This is a genomic window from Paraburkholderia sediminicola (assembly GCF_046027355.1).
In the GTDB taxonomy this organism is placed as follows: Bacteria; Pseudomonadota; Gammaproteobacteria; order Burkholderiales; family Burkholderiaceae; genus Paraburkholderia; species Paraburkholderia sediminicola_B.
This window is the reverse complement of the sequence record NZ_JAQQEK010000037.1, coordinates 58,679-79,570: the sequence shown is the minus strand read 5'-3', so window position 1 is coordinate 79,570 and position 20,892 is coordinate 58,679. Positions and strand designations below refer to the sequence as shown.

Below are 20,892 nucleotides of genomic sequence, written 5' to 3'. Positions count from 1 at the left end.
GGCGGCAAAGAAAGTAAGTGCCGCCCCGCACAGGGGCAACGCTAATAGACCACAAAGAATTCAAGGAAAGGCCAACACCCCAAGAACCCAGCCCCAAGCGCCGCGCAGGCAAAACCCGTTTACAACCTGAACTTCCCAACCATAACCTTCAACCCCCTGGCCTGATCATCCAAAGATCTGGCAGCAGCAGTAGCCTCCTCCACCAAAGCCGCATTCTGCTGCGTCCCAGAATCCATCTGCGTCACCGCAAGGTTGATCTCCTCGATCCCAGCACTCTGCTCGGAAGAAGCCGCAGAAATCTCCCCCATGATATCGGTCACGCGCTTCACAGCCTTAACGACCTCATCCATAGTCTGCCCGGCGTCCTGGGCCAAAGCCGACCCATTGCTCACCCGCTCGACCGAAGTACTGATCAAGCCTTTGATCTCCTTGGCAGCCGCAGCACTCCGCTGAGCCAGATTCCGCACCTCAGCAGCGACAACAGAGAACCCCCGCCCTTCCTCACCAGCCCGCGCAGCCTCAACCGCCGCATTCAAAGCAAGAATATTGGTCTGAAACGCAATCCCTTCGATTACGCCAATGATGTCGCCGATACTGCGCGCGCTATCGTTGATATCGTTCATCGTCGCGACCACGCGGCTCACCACATCGCCGCCCTTCTCCGCGATCTCCGACGCGTTGTTCGCCAGCGTGCTCGCCTGCTTCGCGTTATCGGCGTTCTGGCGAACCGTCGAGGTCAACTGCTCCATGCTGCTAGCCGTGCGCTCGAGCGCCATCGCCTGCTGCTCGGTGCGCTGCGACAGATCGAGATTGCCCATCGAAATCTCACCCGACGCCGTCGCAATCGCATCCGCGCTCGACGCAATATCGGCGACCGTCGTCGCGAGCCCGCTTTGCATGTCATGCAGCGCAAACAGCATGCTCGACTTGTCCTTGCGACCCAGCGCGATCTCCACCGACAGATCGCCCGCCGCGATCCGGCTGGCAATTTCCTTCGCATACGCCGGCTCGCCGCCGAGCTGGCCGGCAAGACGCCGCACCACCCACTCGCTGATGCCGAACGCGAGCACGATCAGCCCGAGCGTCGCCACCGCGATCATCACGAACGACGAGTGGTAAATAAAGCCCGACGCCTCGATGGTCGCCTTCGCCGCCGTGCCGCGCTGGGCGACGAGTTCGTCGACCATTTTTTCCAGCTTGCCGGTTTCGACCAGCAGCGACACGTCCTGCGTGCCGACCTGCCAGTTCATCTGCGAGAGGTCAAGCGGTTGCGCTTTCACGAGCGTCACGAAGTCGCGCAGATGCCCGCTCCACACCGTCACGGCAGCGGCAAATTTCTTCTGCTGATCGACGGCCTTCGCGTCGGACGTGTCGACGTACTGTTGCAGCGTGCCGAGTTGCGCGGCGAGGCCGCTCAGGCCCGCCTCGATGTCGGTGCCGAGTTCGTCGCGCTCTTTCGCGGTGGTCGCGGTGAGCAGCATTTTTTGCGCGCGGCTCGCGCGCAGCATGTGGCCGCGCGCTTCTTCGGCGGCGCGGCTGGCGACGTGCCCCTGATCGTAGATGGATTGGGTGGACGCATTCAGACGGCTGATCTGGGTCAGCGAAAACACGCCGATCAGCAGCGTGCCGATCAGCAGCACGGCAAACGCGAGGCGCAACATCGCCTTCACCGACAAACCCTTGAGCCTCACCGCCCGCGAGCGGCTGCTCTGGCCACGCGGCGGCTTGCCGGCCGCTTCTCCCTCCGGTACGAATCCCGCGCCCGTCTGGCTTCCCAGCGAAACTGCTTTCATATTCCCCGTCCCCACGTTTAGAACTGCCGGAAAGGTCGGTTCCGGCATTGCTGCTTATCTCTCCGGGTCTACGGCAAGAACGCCCGCGATCTTTAACGTCGCTCGCGAAATGCCGGCCGCTTTCGCCACATGTGTCGCCCGGTCCTCGGCGCGCCGCTTTGTAAGCCGCGCGCCCGCGACCGTTTTATACACGGCCAAAAATCCCCGGTCGGCATATATCAGACGACTTGCCACCGGCGCGTGATCGTGGCAGCACACACGTCCCCGGCACCGCCGAGGTGCGCGCGGTTCCCGCTTTCGGCGCACAGTCTCTGGCCCTTATCAGCCGCGCGTGTCCGATTCGCGACAAAACTTGTCCTTACAATTCAGTCAGGCCACATTAAACTTCGACAAATAGTTGACGACGCAACACACCGCGCCGAAATGCCGCAGCGCTGAAAACGTTGCTCGAACAGCGTCCGGCTACTCCAGATCCCTCTTTCTTCTCTCTCATCTAGCGTATGGAAACGAGCCTCGATAAAAGCGCCCTCGCCGGCGCGCCAGCCGGAGCCGGCGGAGCTGGAACAGGAACCGGCGCGGCGGCCGCCGCGCAACCCGCCGCCAAAGTGCAGCGCACGGTGTACTCCGTGCTCGGCGCGATCAGCTTCTCGCACCTGCTCAACGACATGATCCAGTCGTTGATCCTGGCGATCTACCCGATGCTGAAAGACAACTTCTCGTTGTCGTTCGGCCAGATCGGCCTGATCACGCTGACCTATCAGATCACCGCGTCGCTGCTGCAGCCGCTCGTCGGCACTTATACGGACAAGCATCCGAAGCCGTATTCGTTGCCCGTCGGCATGGGCTTCACGCTCGCGGGTCTGCTGCTGATGTCGATCGCGCCTAACTTCGGCGTGCTGCTGGTGGCGGCGGCGCTGGTCGGCTGCGGTTCGTCGGTGTTCCATCCGGAATCGTCGCGGGTCGCGCGCATGGCGTCGGGCGGCCGGCACGGGCTCGCGCAGTCGCTGTTTCAGGTGGGCGGCAATGCGGGTTCGTCGCTCGGGCCGCTGCTCGCCGCGTTGATCGTGATTCCGCACGGCCAGCGCAGCATCGCGTGGTTCTCGGTGGCGGCGCTCGTCGCGATCGTCGTGCTGACGCAGATCGGCCGCTGGTACAAGCAGCATCCCTCGGTGAAAAAGGCGCGCAGCGTCGCCGGTCACGCCACGCTGTCGCGCAACAAGGTCATGTTCGCGATGAGCGTGCTGATCCTGCTGGTGTTCTCGAAGTACTTCTATCTCGCCAGCATCAACAGCTACTTCACGTTCTATCTGATCGACAAGTTCCATCTGCCGGTGCAGGCCGCGCAGGTCCATCTGTTCGTGTTCCTCGCGGCCGTCGCGGCGGGCACGGTGATCGGCGGTCCGATCGGCGACAAGATCGGCCGCAAGTATGTGATCTGGGTGTCGATCCTCGGCGTGGCGCCGTTCACGCTGCTGCTGCCGTATGCAAACCTGTTCTGGACCGGCGTGCTGACGGTGATCATCGGCGTGGTGCTGGCCTCGGCGTTCTCGGCGATCCTCGTGTATGCGCAGGAGTTGATCCCCGGCAAGGTGGGCATGGTGGCGGGTCTGTTCTTCGGCTTTGCGTTCGGCATGGGCGGGATCGGCGCGGCGGTACTCGGACAATTGGCCGATGCCACCAGCATTACGTATGTGTACAAGGTCTGCTCGTTCCTGCCGCTGATCGGCGTGCTGACGGTGTTCCTGCCGGATGTGGAAGGCAAGCGCGCGAAGGCGTGATGGCCGTCTGACCGCGGGTCTGATGAGAGAAAGGCGCTTCGGCGCCTTTTTCTTTGTCTTTGCGTCAAGCCGGTGAGCGCGGCGTATCCGGCGCGCGACTCATCGCCGCGCCGGACAGCGCGCCGCATCGCTCATGGTGAACCCGCGTTGTCCGCCGAGCCACGCCTGCTCTATGCTTGTGCGGATATACACCTTGCTCCTGCGCCGCGCCACGCGGCCGCACCGACATCCGTTCACTCACGCAGCAGAAGGATCGCCGCAGATGACAAGCTACCGCGACTTCCACCGCCGTTCGATCGAAGACCCCGAAGCATTCTGGCGCGACGAGGCGCGGCGCATCCATTGGCAGACGCCGTTCGACACCGTGCTCGACCGTTCGAATCCGCCGTTCGCGCGCTGGTTCGTCGGCGGCCGCACGAACCTGTGCCATAACGCGGTGGACCGTCATCTGGCCGAGCGCGCGCAGCAGAACGCGCTGGTGTATGTGTCGACGGAAACCGGCATCGAGCGGCGCTACACCTACGCCGAGCTGTACGCGGAAATCAACCGGATGGCCGCGGTCATGCGCTCGCTCGGCGTAAAGCGTGGCGACGTGGTGCTGCTCTATCTGCCGATGATCCCCGAGGCCCTGTTCGCGATGCTCGCCTGCGCGCGCCTCGGCGCGATTCACTCGGTGGTGTTCGGCGGCTTCGCGGCGCCGAATCTCGCGGCCCGCATCGACGACGCGAAGCCCGTGCTGATCGTCACCGCCGACGCCGGCGCGCGCGGCGGCAAGGTGATCGACTACACGCCGCTGATGGACGAAGCGCTCGCCCGCGCGAAGCATAAGACGCCGCACGTCTTGCTGATCGACCGGCAACTCGCGCCCGAGCGGCTCAATGCCAGTTATCTGGTCGCCTACGAACCGCTGCGCGAACAGTTCTTCGATGCCCACGTGCCGTGCGAGTGGCTCGAATCGAACGAGCCGTCCTACGTGCTGTACACGTCGGGCACGACCGGCAAGCCGAAGGGCGTGCAACGCGATGTGGGCGGCTACGCGGTCGCGCTGGCGGCATCGATGGAACATATTTTTCAGGGCAAGGCGGGCGACGTGATGTTCACCGCGTCGGACGTGGGCTGGGTGGTCGGCCACAGCTATATCGTCTACGCGCCGCTGATCGCGGGCCTCACCACCGTGATGTACGAAGGCACGCCGATCCGTCCGGACGGCGGCATCTGGTGGCGCCTCGTCGCGCATCACCGGATCAATCTGATGTTCACCGCGCCGACCGCCTTACGCGTGCTGAAAAAGCAGGACCCGGCGCTGCTGAAAAAAGCCGACCTGTCGAGCCTGCGCGCGCTGTTCCTCGCCGGCGAACCGCTCGATGAACCGACCGCCGCCTGGATCGCCGGCGCGCTTGGCAAGCCGGTAATCGACAACTACTGGCAAACCGAAACCGGCTGGCCGATGCTGGCGATTCCGCGCGGCGTCGAGGCGCTGCCCACCAAGCTCGGCTCGCCGGGCGTGCCGTCGGCCGGGTTCAGTCTGACCTTGCGCAACGAGCTGAGCGGCGAGCCCTGCCCGCCCGGCGAAAAGGGCGTGCTCACGCTGGACTATCCATTGCCGCCGGGCTGCATGTCGACCGTATGGGGCGACGACAAGCGCTTCGTCAGCACGTACTGGTCGAGCATTCCGAACCGGCAGGTCTACTCGACCTTCGACTGGGGCGTGCAAGACGAAGACGGCTACGTGACGATCCTCGGCCGTACCGACGACGTGATCAACGTCGCCGGACACCGGCTCGGCACGCGTGAGATCGAGGAAGCGTTGTCGAGCCACGCGGCCGTCGCGGAAGTGGCGGTGGTCGGCGTGACGGATCCGTTGAAGGGTCAGGCGGCGATGGCCTTCGTGGTGCTGCGCGACGCGCAAGCCTACGCGGACACGAAAAAACGCGACAAGCTGGAAGCCGAACTCACGGCGACGGTGGACCGGCAGCTCGGCGCGATTGCGCGGCCGTCACGGGTCGTGGTGGTGTCGATGCTGCCGAAGACGCGCTCCGGCAAGCTGCTGCGCCGCGCGATCGCGGCGCTCGCCGAGGGACGCGAGCCGGGCGATCTGCCGACCATCGAAGATCCGGCGGCGTTGCAGCAGGTGCGTGAGGCTTTGGACGACGGTGGGGGGAAGTAGCTTCCGACGTTGCCTCAGACCGCCGAACTGCGCGCTTCTAAAAACCGCGTGAGAATCGCGTTCGAATACGTCCCCGCGATGTCCGTGAGAAACGAGACGAAAGACTCGGGCGCGTGATCGTCGGCGGTATCCGAGACGGTACGCACGACCGCGCACGGCACGCCGTATTCATAGCAGACCTGCGCGATGGCCGCGCCTTCCATCTCCACGGCGAGCGCATCCGGCAGCGCGTCGCGCAACGCCTGAACGCCCGCCGCGCTGGCCACGAACTGATCGCCGCTGATGATCAACCCACGATGCACGCGCGGCTCGCGCGTGCCGAAACGCGCCGCCGAGGCCGCGCCCTCCTCCGTGACGAAGCGCTCGCAAGCCGCGGCGAGTTGATCGGCGAGCGCCGCATCGGCGTCGAATCGCGAGATGCCCAGCAATGGCACCTCGAAACGCGGAAACAGCGGCGACGCGTCGAGATCGTGCTGTAGCAGCGCGTCGGCGACGACGATGTCACCCACCCGGACCTCGCTCCCCACGCCACCAGCCACACCCGTGAAGACGATCGCTTCCACGTCGAATGCATGGATCAGCGCGCTGACCGTGGCCGCCGCCGCGACCTTGCCGACGCGCGCCAGCGTCACGACGCACGGTGCGCCGTGGACAGTGCCCAAGTGATAGTCCCGCTGACCGTGCGTGATCGTGCGCACGCCGGACTCGGCGCGCATCGCCTCGATCAGATCGCCGAGTTCTTGCGGCAAGGCCGCCAGGATTCCGAGCGGGCGATGTGAGACCGGCGCGCCGCCGCGGTTCGGATTAATGTCGGACATGCTTGCGGCCACCGAGCCTCCATCAGTCGCTCGCGCGCCGGCCGCTCCCACGCCCGGCGCGCCTGCACCCGCCGCGCTCATTCCACCGCCTGCAATTTAGCAACCGCCAACGCCAGCCACTTCTCGCCGTGCCGCTTGAATTTGACCTGCGCCTTCGCGTCGGTACCGCCGCCTTCGAGCGCGGTGATCGTGCCTTCGCCGAACTTGGTGTGGAACACCTGCTGGCCGACGCGGAAACCCGTTTCCGCCGCCCGCTGCTCGTTCGCAAACGCAGGCAACGGCGCCGGCGTCGACGACGCGGCCCCCGTATAACCCGGCCGCGCGAACCAGTCGCGTCCATAACCCGCGTTGTCCGAACGGCCGCCCCAGCGCGCGCCCGCCTCGACCTTCGGCGTAAGCCACTTGAGCGTTTCCTGCGGCAGTTCGTCGAAGAAACGCGAACGGATGTTGTAACGGGTCTGCCCGTGCAGCATGCGGCTCTGCGCGAACGACAGATACAACCGCTCCTTCGCCCGCGTGATCGCGACGTACATCAGGCGGCGTTCCTCTTCCAGACCGTCCGATTCCATCGCGCTGTTTTCGTGCGGGAACAGCCCCTCTTCCAGACCGGTGATGAACACCGCCGTGAACTCCAGACCCTTGGCGGCGTGCACGGTCATCAGTTGCACGGCTTCCTGGCCGGCTTGCGCCTGGTTGTCGCCCGCTTCGAGCGACGCGTGCGACAGGAAACCGGCGAGCGGCGTCATCGTGTCCGGGTTTTGCGCCGGATCGGCGATGCCGGGCGCGTCGAGCACGACGGTATTCGGATCGTCGGTGGCGACCGCCAGTTCGGGCGCGGCGGTCGCGCCCGGACGCAGCGGAATGGAGCGCGCCGGTGTGTCCATGCCGTAGCCCTCTTCGCTGACGAAGGCGGCGGCCGCGTTGACCAGTTCCTGCAAGTTTTCCAGCCGGTCCTGGCCTTCGCGTTCGTTCTGATAGAACTCCGTGAGACCGCTCGTGCGAACCACGTATTCGACGGTTTCCGGCAGGCTCATCTGCTGCGTTTCCGCGCGCATCTTGCCGATCAGGTTCGCAAAGCCCGCGAGGCTCGAACCTGCTTTGCCCGTCACGTACGGGATCGCAGCGGCCATCGAGCAGTTGTACAGACGCGTCGCGTCCGCGAGTTGCTCGATGGAACGCGCGCCGATGCCGCGCGTCGGGAAATTGACGACGCGCGCGAACGCGGTGTCGTCGTTCGGATTGTCGATCAGGCGCAAATAGGCGAGCGCGTGCTTGACTTCCTGGCGCTCGAAAAAGCGCAAGCCGCCATACACGCGATACGCGATGCCCGCGTTGACCAGCGTGTGTTCGATCGTGCGCGACTGCGCGTTGCTGCGGTAGAGAATCGCGACTTCGCTGCGCGACGTGCCGGTGCTGATCAGCGCCTTGATTTCCTCGACGATCCAGCCGGCTTCCTGCGAATCGGTCGCGGATTCATACACGCGAACCGGTTCGCCGTGCCCCGCGTCGGTACGCAGATTCTTGCCCAGACGGCGCGAATTGTTGGCGATGAGCTGATTGGCGGCGTCGAGAATATGGCCGTGCGAGCGGTAATTCTGCTCGAGCTTGATCAGATGGCGGACGTTGAACTCGTGTTCGAAGTCGCGCATGTTGCCGACGTTCGCGCCGCGGAAGGCGTAGATCGACTGGTCGTCGTCGCCGACGGCGAAAATCGAGTTGGTCTGGCCCGCCAGCAGCTTGAGCCACGCGTATTGCAGCTTGTTGGTGTCCTGAAACTCGTCGACCAGGATGTGCCTGAAGCGCGCCTGGTAGTGCGCGCGCAGCGGCGGATTGTGCGCGAGCAGCTCGTAGCAGCGCAGCAGCAGTTCCGGAAAGTCGACCACGCCTTCGCGCTGGCATTGCTGGTCGTAGGCTTCGTAGAGTTCGACGAATTTGCGGTTGAAGTTGTCGGTGGCGTCGACGTCTTTCGGCCGCAGGCCTTGTTCCTTCGCGTTGTTGATGAAGTACTGGAGATTTTTCGCCGGGTACTTTTCGTCGTCGATGTTGAGGCCCTTCATCAGACGCTTGATCGCGGACAGTTGGTCCGCGGTATCGAGAATCTGGAAGGTGGCCGGCAGGCCCGCGTCGCGATGATGCGCGCGCAGCATGCGGTTACACAGGCCGTGGAAGGTGCCGATCCACATGCCGCGTGTGTCGATCGGCAGGAGCGCCGACAGACGCGACATCATTTCGCGGGCGGCTTTGTTGGTGAAGGTCACTGCCAGAATCGTGGCGGGCGACGCCAGTCCGTGCTGGATGAGCCACGCGATGCGCGTGATCAGAACGCGGGTCTTGCCGCTGCCCGCGCCGGCGAGAATGAGCGCGGGCTCGTTGGGGAGCGTGACGGCGGCGTGTTGTTCGGGGTTTAGATTGGCTAGCAGGTCGGGCATTTTTTGGGAGGGGCGGCAGATCGTTCGACATTATATGCCCCGGAGGGGGTGGGGCTTTTTGCGGATTTTTTCGTTCGCGGCGGGTCCCAGGCGCCGGCGCAGACTACGCGAGATTCTGCGCCACGTCACAACAAACCGGCTCCGCCGCGCTGCGACCGCGTCGGAAGAATCGACGATACCCACTCAATGCCTGCGCCGTCACACCTTTGCGGCCGGGATGCCCGGACGCCTGGTCAGGATATTTTTAATTTTTTCCTCCGATGCATCGTACAAACTGGCAATGAACGACGCGCTCAGGCCGCTATCTTGCGCAAGTTTTCGAATTTCATCCTCATCCGCCTGACTGAAGATTGTGACTGGCGGTCGAGGTGCGTCTGTCAGAGGCGGGGCGACCGAATCGTCTGCCGCCGCCACGAGCGGCACATCCTCTTCGTACAGTCTTTCTATGGCCGCAAAATCCTGTTTGAGTTCGCCTGCGACATCTCTCAAGGTCCTACCGTCATCCATCCCGCGCATCGCCTGTACCTCCTGGTCTAAAGTCAGCGGCCGCACCCATTCGTACTGGTCGCGAAGAACTCCTGGAGCGGAGGAAGGCCCTGGCTGGGGGGACTGGGGGTGCGAGATAATGGAGCCCACCTCGTATTCGTGCTCAATCAAGGTCACCGTAGCCTCCGGCAAGTGGGCCCCCTTCGCCAGCTCGCCAGTCGTAAAGAAGTAATCCTCATCGTTAAGCGCCCGCACGATATCGTTCAATTGTTGCGGCGTCACAGAGTCCATGATTTTTGTACGGAATTCATTGGCGAGACTATGGGCTTTCCACGGAGAGATGCCTAATTTGTTGGCGACATCCTGCCTGCTATAGCCTTTCTGAAACATATCCATTGCCACGGCCCCGTCTTCGGAGGCCAAATGGATATCGTGTGTGCCTTCAGGCACGCCTTGGGCCAGCCGCCTTACATACGCAGGGGATATGCCCAGCGACTGTGCAACTTCTTCAGCGGACTTTCCTTGGCTCAAAAGCTCGCTGGCTAACGAATCTCTTGCTATTCGGTGCTGGTTGGCGATCCCACGCACGGTTTCCAGCGGAAGACCCAGCTCCCGAGCGATGTCTTTTGCGGCTTTGCCCTGATCCAATTGCTGGATAGCTGCGGTTCGATTTGCCGGCGTCGTGTCCCACCACGACCTTTTGCCGGTATCGGAATTGTAATTTGCATAAATGTCTCTGACCTTGCGCTCTGAGAGCTTGACTGCGTCGACAGTTTCCCGGATGGATTTGCCCTGATCTCTCAGGGCAAATATCTGGTCGATCTGCTCAGGCGTAACGTCGTCTGAAATACGGCGGGCTATACCTTCTTGCCGGGCGACCCGCCCCACGGTTGCCACGGATACGCCAGTGGCTGCGGCTGCCCTCTCATACGGCAACCCGTCGTTGAGCTGTTTGATAATGTCCTGGCGGACTGCCGGCGTGATTTTTCGACCAGGTAAGGAGGCGCCAGGGGTGAGTGGCGTTCCACTCCTGATCTTCGTTACAGAGCTGCCTGGTATCCCCACCTTTGATGCTATTTCCAGAGTTGACAACCTTCCCTCAGCTATCAGCTTCTCTACTTCCAGACGAATTTCTGGCGTGATTCTTTGCCGCATGGGTGCCGAAACAATATTATTATCCTTCGCAATCTTGGTTACCATCGACTTCGCTATCCCCACTTGTCTTGCTATCTCAGTGCGCGACAAGTTTCCGTTTTTTAGCAGTGTGATAACTTTCTGCCGGTCCCCGGGCGTGATCGGCAGGCGGAGCAAAGAACCAGGAGCAGACACTCCGATATTTTCCTGTTTCGCGATTTTGTCGACCATCGAACCCGATATCCCCAGCTTGGCTGCGATCGCGCGGTGCGACAGTTCGTGCTCGTTCAACAGTCTGACGACTTCCTGCCGCACCGCATCGCTTATTTTCGCCCATCCCCCTCCCCTCAGCCCCACGTCGCTATTGACTTCCCAAGCGTGGGTTGCTGCATTCAGCCGAACCGGATACTGTGGTTTCAAATCGGCTCCTTTCATGAACACCCGCCAGGTGTCGCTGTCGCTGTCAAAGCGGGCGTGATAAGCCTGTCCACCCAGTTCAATATACTTGTCGCCTCTGGCATCCTCGAGGATGCCCGGCTTGGACCCAGGGCGTAAATTACTAAGGAGAACATCAGGGTCGGCATAGTTCGCAAGCGAGCCATATGGGTTGATCCCCACGGCCTCGTGCGCGAGCAGGCTGGTGGAATCTACCGGGGGGCCAGCCTCCGCGAGAGCCTGCCTCTCGAGTGCCTGTTGCGCCGCCTTCGCTTGCTGACTCAAGGCCTGGTCTGCCAATGTCTCCTTGACAATGCCTTCACCCGCAGCCACAACGAGGCCTTTGCCTGCAGCGCGGACTCCTGTTCCAGCCAGATTGTCAATCCCGGCCTTTCTCGCTGCCGCGACAATGGCTTTAGCTGCACGACCGACCTGTTTGCCTATGCCCAAGCCAGTCAGAGTGCCCACTATCATTCCGCCGACCTCGAGCCCCGTCAAAACATTGTCCGGAAGGGTCGAGGGCACAAGATCAGCCAGCACCCCTACAGGTGACACTTCGAACATGACTCGCATGATGCCCTCCAGTATTTGCCCGGCCAACTTCTCCGCCCGTACCTTGGGAGTGATGGAATAGTTTTTGGCACTGGCGTCCTTCAGTACACCGGTGTACTGGTCGCTGAGATCGCGTACGTAGTCGGCACTGACTTGCGGCAGGTTCTTGAGAATGTCTGTATATCTTTTGGCGGCCCCCACTCCGTGGGCATTGAGAGGCCCGCTCACCTGATCATGCCAGGCGTTGAGCTTGTTCCGCAGTTCGGGCGAATCCTGCATGTGTTGAGTGAAAGCCAGAAGGACCTTGTCCTTCAACTCGTCCTGCCCGGGGTTAATCTGAAAGAGTTGGCGGCCGATCAGTTCGTAACGTTTTGCAGGATCGGTCTGCGCTTGCGCTTCGTTCAGGATGCGGTCGACTTCTCTGTTCGCTTCTGTCCACTTGTTGTCTGTCTGGCGCTTGCGAACGCCAATTTCAAGGGCGATACGCACCTGCAGTTCACTTTTAAGCTGGACGGCCTCCTGGAATATGTCTTTCCGTTCTTCGGCATCGGGTGCAGCAAGGAAGTCTTCGCGCAATTGCTCGAGTATGTCAATTTTTTCGCGGTCTGATTTCCGCAGATAGCCTTCCCCCATGGGAGGGTTGAAGATGCTCAGGGCCCGGTCGACAGGATCGTTTCCAACCCGGCTGACTTCATGAAGCACCGCACTCTGCACCTGGTCGAATTTCCGGTCAATCTCGTAGCGCTTGTCGTTGCTGGTTTCGAGTTCGTAGGCTGTCTCCAAGGCAGCAATAACGCCACCGTAGAATTGGCGTTCGCTCTCAGGTAGTTGCGCCAGCATGCCCTGCACAGAGATTTTTCTCTGTTCGAACTGAACCACCTGGCGTGGGTAACCGGTCAAGTCCTTCGGCAGTTCGTCTGCGATTCTCCGTGCAGCCGCAGTATCGTTCATGCTGCCCTGCTGGATGTAGCCGTCTCGGGTGTCGAACTGGCGGTTGAGTTCCTTGAACTCTTCCACGGTGGCGTTAGGCAGCATGGCCGTGGGTTGCGCCTGCCCCGTGGCCTGCGCCTGTAGCGCTCTCGCAGTCCGGGCGGAAGGCGTGGCGCTCGATGCGCTGGGGCTCGCATGTGCTCTCGCGAGGGAACCTCCCGAGACAGGCCCCGCCGCACGGGTCTCGCGCGACACAAAACCTGACGTGCTGGCCTTTCCTGCTGACCGACCGGGCGATACGGTATGTCGCAGAGTCATTGCGCCCGATGTCTGGTGCGAGAAGATCGCGGCCGCGCTCGCGTGAGTTGACGTCGAAGGTGGCGCCGGAGTGCCGACCAATTCGTGCGTCTTCGGGTCCGCGTGCGAAAACGGCGGACGAATCGCCGACGCATTTCCTGCCGACCGGGGTTCGTCGGCTTCTCTTTTCCGTGTTTGCAGATCGGAGCCGACCGGCGTGGTCGAACTACCTGCTGGGCGTATCGTCATTTCCTGAACTCCTGAGGAGAAACTATTGACGCAGCGAAGTGACAAGAGAAGCGACGCTGCTAGATAGATTGCAGCATGGCGACCGGTTTGAAATGTAAGACTTATCTATATCCGCCGGAACGGAAATGCGTGGTTTTGCTCTGTAGCCGGGCAGGGCATAAAGAGGGCAAAAATCCCCCACCGCCAGGCGCCGCTTATAATCAACCATTCCTAGCATTCACCAGCCGAACCGACACAAATGAGCGAGACCCCGAGCGACACCATCTCCACGCTTGCCAAAAGCTTCGAGCCCCACACCATCGAAGCCCACTGGGGCCCCGAATGGGAAAAGCGCGCCTACGCGACGCCCGCCATCGAGGAAAACAAAAAAGATTTCTCGATCCAGCTGCCGCCGCCGAACGTCACGGGCACCCTGCACATGGGCCATGCCTTCAACCAGACGATCATGGACGGCCTCACCCGCTATCACCGCATGCTCGGTGAAAACACCCTGTGGGTGCCGGGCACCGACCACGCGGGTATCGCCACGCAGATCGTCGTCGAGCGGCAACTGGACGCGCAAGGCGTCTCGCGCCACGACCTCGGCCGCGAAAAGTTCGTCGAACGCGTCTGGGAATGGAAGCAGGAATCCGGCTCGACCATCACGAACCAGGTGCGCCGCCTCGGCGCCTCGATCGACTGGTCGCGCGAATACTTCACGATGGACGACAAGATGTCGGCCGCCGTGCGCGACGTCTTCGTACGCCTGTATGAACAGGGCCTGATTTATCGCGGCAAGCGCCTCGTGAACTGGGACCCGGTGCTGCTCACCGCCGTCTCCGACCTCGAAGTGGTCAGCGAAGAGGAAAACGGCTCGCTCTGGCATATCCAGTACCCGCTCACCGACGGCTCAGGCCATCTGACGGTCGCCACCACGCGCCCGGAAACCATGCTCGGCGACACCGCCGTGATGGTCCACCCGGAAGACGAGCGCTACGCGCACCTGATCGGCAAGACGGTCACGCTGCCGCTATCGGGCCGTGAAGTGCCGATCATCGCCGACGATTACGTCGACCGCGAATTCGGCACCGGCGTCGTCAAAGTCACGCCCGCGCACGATTTCAACGACTATCAGGTCGGCCTGCGCCACAAGCTGCCGATGATCGAAATCCTCACGCTCGACGCGAAGATCAACGAGAACGCACCGGAACAATACCGCAGCCTCGACCGCTTCGAAGCCCGCAAGCAGGTGGTCCTCGACCTCGAAGCCCTCGGCGTGCTCGAATCGGTCAAGCCGCACAAGCTGATGGTGCCGCGCGGCGACCGTACCGGCGTCGTGATCGAGCCGATGCTGACGGACCAATGGTTCGTCGCCATGAGCAAGCCGGCGCCGGAAGGCACCTTCAATCCGGGCAAATCGATCGCCGAAACGGCGCTCGACGTGGTGCGAAGCGGCGAAATCAAGTTCGTGCCGGAAAACTGGACCACTACGTACTACCAGTGGCTCGAGAACATTCAGGACTGGTGCATCTCGCGCCAGCTCTGGTGGGGCCATCAGATCCCGGCGTGGTACGGCGAAAACGGCGAAATCTTCGTGGCGAAAACCGAAGACGACGCCCGCGCCAAGGCTGCGGCGGCCGGCTACACGGGCGCGCTCAAGCGCGACGAAGACGTGCTCGACACGTGGTTCTCGTCTGCTCTGGTGCCGTTCTCGTCGCTCGGCTGGCCGAATGAAACGCAGGAGCTGAAGCACTTCCTGCCGTCGTCGGTGCTGGTCACCGGCTTCGACATCATCTTTTTCTGGGTCGCGCGCATGGTCATGATGACCACGCACTTCACCGGCCAGGTGCCGTTCGACACGGTGTACGTGCACGGTCTCGTGCGCGACGCCGAAGGCCAGAAGATGTCGAAGAGCAAGGGCAATACGCTTGACCCGATCGATATCGTCGACGGCATCGGCCTCGACGCGCTGGTCGCCAAGCGCACCACCGGCCTGATGAACCCGAAACAGGCCGCGTCGATCGAAAAGAAAACCCGTAAGGAGTTCCCGGACGGCATCCCGGCCTTTGGTACCGACGCGCTGCGCTTCACGATGGCGTCGATGGCCACGCTCGGGCGCAACGTCAACTTCGATCTGGCGCGCTGCGAAGGCTATCGCAATTTCTGCAACAAGCTGTGGAATGCCACCCGTTTCGTGCTGATGAACTGCGAAGGCCACGATTGCGGCTTCGGCAAGCCGGAACAATGCGGCGAATGCGGCCCGGACGGACATCTGCATTTCTCGCCGGCCGACTTCTGGATCGTCTCGCGTCTGCAACGCGTGGAAGCGGAAATCGCCAAGGGTTTCGCCGACTATCGTTTTGACAATGTGGCCAACGCCCTATACAAGTTCGTATGGGACGAATACTGTGACTGGTATCTCGAACTCGCCAAAGTTCAGATCCAGACGGGTCAGCCGAACCAGCAGCGCGCAACACGCCGCACGCTGCTGCGCGTGCTCGAGACGGTGCTACGCCTGGCGCATCCGGTGATTCCGTTCATCACCGAGGCGCTGTGGCAAAAAGTGGCGCCGTTGGCCGGGCGTTATCCCGAGGGTAAAGCCGAGGGCGAAGCGTCCATCATGGTGCAGCCTTACCCCGTTGCCGAACCGTCAAAAATCGATGAAGACGCCGAGCAGTGGGCGGCCGATCTGAAAGCAGTGATCGATGCGTGCCGGAATCTGCGCGGCGAAATGAATCTGTCGCCGGCGGTCAAGGTGCCGTTGCTCGCTACCGGCAACGCGGAGCGCCTGCGCACTTTTGTTCCGTACGCACAGGCGTTGGCCCGTTTGTCCGAAGTGCAGATCATTGCCGACGAGGCAAGCCTGGATGCGCAGGCAGATGGCGCGCCAATTGCTATCGTAGGGAATGATAAGCTCGTGCTGAAGGTGGAAATCGATGTGGCGGTCGAGCGCGAGCGGTTGTCGAAGGAGATTGCACGGTTGAGCACGGAAATCATCAAGTGCAACGGCAAATTGCAGAATGAAAGTTTCGTTGCAAAGGCACCGCCGGCAGTCGTTGAGCAGGAGCAGAAAAGACTGGCAGAATTCGAAGCGACGGTGGGCAAGCTAAAAGCCCAACTGGCGCGCTTGCCGGTCTGATCACGCTCCGTGCCCGCCCCCAGGAGGCGGGCAAGGACCGATCGCTAATTCAGAGGATTCAGGGTAATCACATGCTAAAAGTTACAAAGGCGGTTTTTCCGGTAGCAGGTCTTGGCACCCGGTTCCTCCCTGCCACGAAGGCTAGCCCGAAAGAGATGCTCCCGATTGTCGACAAGCCACTGATTCAGTACGCGGTCGAAGAGGCAATGGCAGCCGGCATCACCGAAATGATCTTCGTCACGGGCCGCAGCAAGCGCGCGATCGAGGACCACTTCGATAAGTCATACGAAATCGAGGCGGAACTCGAGGCGCGCGGCAAGGACAAGCTGCTGGAACTCGTGCGCAGCATCAAGCCGAGCCATGTGGACTGTTTCTACGTGCGTCAGCCGGAAGCGCTGGGCCTGGGCCACGCGGTGATGTGCGCCGAGAAGCTGGTGGGCGACAACCCGTTCGCCGTGATTCTCGCGGACGACTTGCTGTACGGCACGCCGCCCGTCATGACGCAGATGATCGAGGTGTTCGACCACTATCACAGCTCGGTGATCGGCGTCGAAGAGATTCCCTCTCAGGAAACCAAGTCGTACGGTATTGTCGACGGCAAGGAGTGGGAAGACTCGATCATCAAGATGTCGGGCATCGTCGAGAAGCCGGAGCCGAGCGTGGCGCCGTCGAATCTCGGCGTGGTGGGCCGCTATGTGCTTAAACCGCGCATCTTCGAACATTTGCGTGCGCTGAAGCCGGGCGCAGGCGGCGAATTGCAGCTGACGGACGCAATTCAGTCGCTCCTCGCCGACGAACAGGTGCTGGCGTACAAGTATCACGGCACGCGTTTCGACTGCGGCAGCAAGCTGGGTTATCTGAAGGCGACGGTTGAGTTTGCGCTGCGCCATCCGGAGGTGGCCGCCGATTTCGAAGAGTATCTGCGTACGCGTTCGCCGGTGCTGGAAGGTTGAGCGAGTTTCTTCCGCTAGCTTCCCGGTAGCGTTGAACCGAAGTAAAAAGGCGCTGTGCCCCGCGTTCGCGGGCACAGCGCCTTTTTGTTTTTGGGCGCGCGCGCCAGGACGCTGGTTTCAGCGACGCTTCATCAGGAAGGTGAAGACCTTGTCGTGCGCGGAGCTTTCGACGATTTCGTTGCCGGTTTGCTTGGCAAACGCGGCGAAATCGCGCTGCGAGCCCGGATCGGTGGCAAGCACCTTGAGAATCTGGCCGCTTTCCATGTCGGCGAGCGCCTTCTTGGCGCGCAAAATGGGCAGCGGGCACATGAGCCCGCGTGCATCGACTTCCTTGTGAATCTGAATTTGCATCGACGATGACCTTCGGGGACTGGGCGTCTGTTTTGACGCCGAAGGGTCAAATTCTACCGCAGGCGTAGCGTGGTTGCCGGGCGGCAGTTTTAGGCTGTGTTCTTTTGGTGTTGGCCTTTCCTTGAATTCTTTGTGGTCTATTAGCGTTGCCCCTGTGCGAGGCGGCACTGTAGTGGTCCAATGGTCCTGGACACCTCTAAAGGGGATAATTCTCCAAATTGAGGGGAGAGACATGGGCAGACGGAACCTGACAGCCGAAAAAGTTCATTGCCGCCTGCGAGCCCGCGGCAAAAATCCTTGACAGTTGGAAAAATAATCGAATATCCGAAAAATCTGTCATTCGCGAGGCGCGCCACGTCGAGAACCCAAAACTACAAAATCACAGCCTCCCCGCTCTCCAACGACTGCCTCATCGCCATCCCGATCCGCGTCGCCTCCAGAGCATCGGCAAGCGTGGCGCCCGCACTTGCACTAGCACGCGCATCACCACCTCCGCGCACCGCCGCCACAAACGCCCGTGCCTCATACAAAAACGCCTCTTCAAACCGCTCAAAAAAATTCGCCGTGCATTCGTTCCGAATCCCCGAGGCATCATAAATCTCAACCCGATTAGCCCGAGGATTACGCCCAATAGCCAGCGCTCCAGCCGTGCCGATCACCTCGCTATGCGTGTCATTCCCATGCGCCTGCGTCCGCGACGCATAAAACATGGCCAGCTTGCCATCCTCGAACTCGCAGATCGCCACACCATTATCGACATCGCCGAATTCACGCAGCCCTTCATGCATCGCGGCAACACCCGCGGCGAACACGCGTTTGGCACGCGGCCGACCCAACAACCACCGCGCCACATCGATATCGTGCACAGTGCAATCGAGAAAGATCCCGCCAGAAGTCGCGGCAAAACGCACGAAAAACCCATCGCTATCGTTCTGATCCGCGGTCTGCGATCGCACCAGAAACGGCCGGCCGATCTTGCCGGCTTCGATCTTGTCGAACGCGTCCTTATAGCTCGGATCGAAGCGCCGCATGAAGCCAATGGTGGCCTGCAAATGCGGATAGCGCGCAGCCTCGGCCAGCACCCTCTCGCACTCCGCGAGATCCAGCGACAAAGGCTTCTCGCAAAACACATGCTTGCCGGCCCGCAAGGCGTCGACGATCTGCTGCGCGTGCAACGAAGACGGCGTGACAAGCCAGACCGCATCCACCTCGCGGTCAGCCAGCAACTCCGCATAATCTTCGTACAGCCGCGGCGCAGGCAACGCTTCCCGCGCCCACGCCCGCTCCTCCTCCACCGGACTGCAGGCCGCCACGAGCGACGCGCCCGGCACCCGATACGCCAGATTCTCCGCATGCCGCTTGCCGAGACGCCCGAGGCCGACTACGCCCACACGAACCCGCGCTGCGGCGGCCGTCATCACGAGGCCTCGCCGAGTTTGACCGCGCGCCCCTCGCGCCACGATCGCGTCGCGGCGTCGGCGAGTTCGAGCGCCTTCAGGCCGTCGGCGACGGTGGTGCGCACCGGCTTGCCATGTGTCACCGCATCGAAGAAATGCGCGATTTCATGCGCGTAAGCCGCACGGTAACGTTCCAGGAAAAACGCTTCCGGCACGTCGCTCGACACTTCGGTTTTCGAATACGCCGTGACTTCCGTGGGCCGCACATTGCCCGCCTGCAGCATGCCGGTGCTGCCCAGCACTTCGAAGCGCTGATCGTAGCCGTACGCCGCGCGCCGAGCGGTATTGATCTGGCACAGGCGGCCGCGCTTCGTGCGGATCGTCACCGCGGTCGAATCGATATCGCCCGCCTCCGCAATCGCCGGGTCGCTCAGACAACTGCCGGTGGCGTGCAGCGTGTCGGCCTCGTCGTCGAGAATCCAGCGGAAGATGTCGAAGTCGTGAATCAGCATGTCCTTGAAAATGCCGCCGGAATGCTTGATGTACTCGACCGGCGGCGCGCCCGGATCGCGGCTCGTCACCACCAGCATTTCCGGCGTGCCGATTTCGCCGGCGTCGAGCCGCGCTTTCAACGCCGAGAACGTCGGATCGAAGCGGCGCTGAAAACCGATCATGCACACCACGCCCGCGCGCTCCACCGCTGCCGCGCAAGCCCGCGCGCGCTCCAGCGTCAGATCGACCGGCTTCTCGCAGAACACATGCTTCTTCTGTGCGGCGGATTGCATGATCAAATCGGCATGCGTGTCCGTACTCGAACAGATCACCGTTGCGCCGATCGAGGCATCGCCCATCGCGCCGTCGATATCCGCGACCTGCGCACCATGCTCGGCGGCAAGCGCCGCGGCGGCCTCGCGATTCACGTCGACCACATATTTCAGCCGCACGCCCGGCTGCCGCGCAAGGTTCGCCGCATGAATCTTGCCGATGCGCCCCGCGCCGAACACCGCCACGTCGATCGTCTTTGCCGCCTGATTTGCCGCCTCAGTCATCGTATCCTCCAGTGTCTTTGGATTCTTCAACGTTCAATTCGAGCTTGTACGCGAGCGCGATGAACAACGCCTGGCACAAACAGATCGTGCTGGTCAGCGAGCGAAACGCGAACGCGCTGCCCTCTTTCACATACAGTTGCGTGCTGGCATAACGCGCGAGCGGAGATAGTTGGCTATCCGTAATAACCAGCGTCTTGGCCTGATGGTGATGCGCGACCCGCAAGCAATACTGCGTTTCCTTGCCGTAGGGCGCGAAGCTGATCGCGATCACCACGTCGCCCTTTTTCACACTGCGAATCTGTTCGCGGTACATGCCGCCGAAACCGGACACCAGGTGCACGCGCTTGGGCGTGTGCTGCAGCGCGTAGACGATATAGCTCGCCACCGGAAACGAGCGCCGCACGCCGATCACGTAGATGTTGTCGGCCTGTTGCAGCATCTTCACCGCGGCGTCGAACTCCTTGTCGTCGAGCCCCGCCTCCAGTTCCTCAAGACCGCCGCGCGAAGCCGCGATGAATTCGCGCGCCACCGAGCCGCCGGACAGCGCGCCCGGCTTCTCGTCGATCAGCTTGCGAATGCGCTGCTGATAACTCGGCGACGAACTGCCCTGGCCCGTGTATGCCTGCCGAAAAACCGCCTGCAGATCGGAGAAGCCGGAAAAGCCGAAGCGCTGCGCAAAACGCACCACGGCGGACGGATGCACGCCGCAACTCGCGGCGATGTCGCTGGTGCGATCCACCATCACGCTGGAGCGGTGCTGCTCGATATAAGTCGCGACATTCTTCAGCTGACGCGGCAACGCGTCGTAGTTTTCCGCGATGCGCTGCATCAATTCTTCGACGCTGGGCAATTCCTCGGTGCTCTCTTCCGCCATGGCTCTCTCTCGGGTGCTTTATTGCAGTGCCGCAGACGCTCCGAACGCCCGCCGCACGGGCCTCCTGACGCTGCCGATTATA

General features: G+C 62.0%; 12 protein-coding genes. 4 read left to right on the top strand and 8 right to left on the bottom strand.

What is annotated here, in order from left to right; all coding sequences use genetic code 11:
* Positions 1-119: 119 nt before the first annotated feature.
* Positions 120-1,793, bottom strand: a complete 1,674-nt coding sequence (locus PQR42_RS38495; protein WP_408206624.1) for a methyl-accepting chemotaxis protein — start codon at positions 1,791-1,793, stop codon at positions 120-122.
* A 500-nt stretch (positions 1,794-2,293) separates the two neighbouring features.
* Here PQR42_RS38495 and PQR42_RS38490 point away from each other — a divergent pair, with 500 nt between their 5' ends.
* Complete coding sequence (locus PQR42_RS38490) at positions 2,294-3,571, top strand: MFS transporter (protein ID WP_408385977.1); 1,278 nt, start codon at positions 2,294-2,296, stop codon at positions 3,569-3,571.
* A 262-nt stretch (positions 3,572-3,833) separates the two neighbouring features.
* Positions 3,834-5,738 (top strand): propionate--CoA ligase, encoded by a 1,905-nt coding sequence (locus PQR42_RS38485; RefSeq protein WP_408385975.1) that lies wholly within the window; start codon positions 3,834-3,836, stop codon positions 5,736-5,738.
* 14 nt (positions 5,739-5,752) lie between these two features.
* On the opposite strand, the gene PQR42_RS38480 is transcribed toward PQR42_RS38485, so the two are convergent.
* The 3 genes from PQR42_RS38480 to PQR42_RS38470 form a co-directional block, all read right to left on the bottom strand.
* Positions 5,753-6,556: a 5'-methylthioadenosine/adenosylhomocysteine nucleosidase gene (locus PQR42_RS38480; protein WP_408385973.1), complete on the bottom strand. Its 804-nt coding sequence runs from the start codon at positions 6,554-6,556 to the stop codon at positions 5,753-5,755.
* Positions 6,557-6,633: 77 nt separating this feature from the next.
* Positions 6,634-8,985, bottom strand: a complete 2,352-nt coding sequence (locus PQR42_RS38475; protein WP_408495190.1) for a UvrD-helicase domain-containing protein — start codon at positions 8,983-8,985, stop codon at positions 6,634-6,636.
* Positions 8,986-9,183: 198 nt separating this feature from the next.
* On the bottom strand, positions 9,184-12,627 hold the full coding sequence (locus PQR42_RS38470; RefSeq protein WP_408385969.1) for an ArsR family transcriptional regulator: 3,444 nt from the start codon (positions 12,625-12,627) through the stop codon (positions 9,184-9,186).
* A gap of 679 nt (positions 12,628-13,306) precedes the next feature.
* On the opposite strand from PQR42_RS38470, the gene PQR42_RS38465 reads away from it, so the two are divergent.
* Together PQR42_RS38465 and galU are read left to right on the top strand one after the other, a co-directional pair.
* Complete coding sequence (locus PQR42_RS38465; protein WP_408495188.1) at positions 13,307-16,186, top strand: valine--tRNA ligase; 2,880 nt, start codon at positions 13,307-13,309, stop codon at positions 16,184-16,186.
* A 71-nt stretch (positions 16,187-16,257) separates the two neighbouring features.
* Positions 16,258-17,139, top strand: coding sequence for a UTP--glucose-1-phosphate uridylyltransferase GalU (gene galU, locus PQR42_RS38460; RefSeq protein ID WP_408206637.1), 882 nt, complete (start codon positions 16,258-16,260; stop codon positions 17,137-17,139).
* Positions 17,140-17,256: 117 nt separating this feature from the next.
* On the opposite strand, the gene PQR42_RS38455 is transcribed toward galU, so the two are convergent.
* The 4 genes from PQR42_RS38455 to PQR42_RS38440 all read right to left on the bottom strand — a co-directional run bounded on the left by PQR42_RS38455 (position 17,257) and on the right by PQR42_RS38440 (position 20,810).
* Entirely contained in the window at positions 17,257-17,484 is a 228-nt protein-coding gene (locus PQR42_RS38455) for a sulfurtransferase TusA family protein (RefSeq protein WP_027776570.1), read from the bottom strand.
* Positions 17,485-17,861: 377 nt separating this feature from the next.
* Positions 17,862-18,908 (bottom strand): Gfo/Idh/MocA family oxidoreductase, encoded by a 1,047-nt coding sequence (locus tag PQR42_RS38450; protein WP_408385965.1) that lies wholly within the window; start codon positions 18,906-18,908, stop codon positions 17,862-17,864.
* Positions 18,908-19,936, bottom strand: coding sequence for an inositol 2-dehydrogenase (gene iolG / locus PQR42_RS38445; RefSeq protein ID WP_408385963.1), 1,029 nt, complete (start codon positions 19,934-19,936; stop codon positions 18,908-18,910). Before iolG ends, PQR42_RS38450 begins: the two co-directional genes overlap by 1 nt.
* On the bottom strand, positions 19,929-20,810 hold the full coding sequence (locus tag PQR42_RS38440) for a MurR/RpiR family transcriptional regulator (protein ID WP_106283662.1): 882 nt from the start codon (positions 20,808-20,810) through the stop codon (positions 19,929-19,931). The genes iolG and PQR42_RS38440 overlap by 8 nt, the downstream gene beginning before the upstream one ends.
* Positions 20,811-20,892 lie beyond the last annotated feature (82 nt).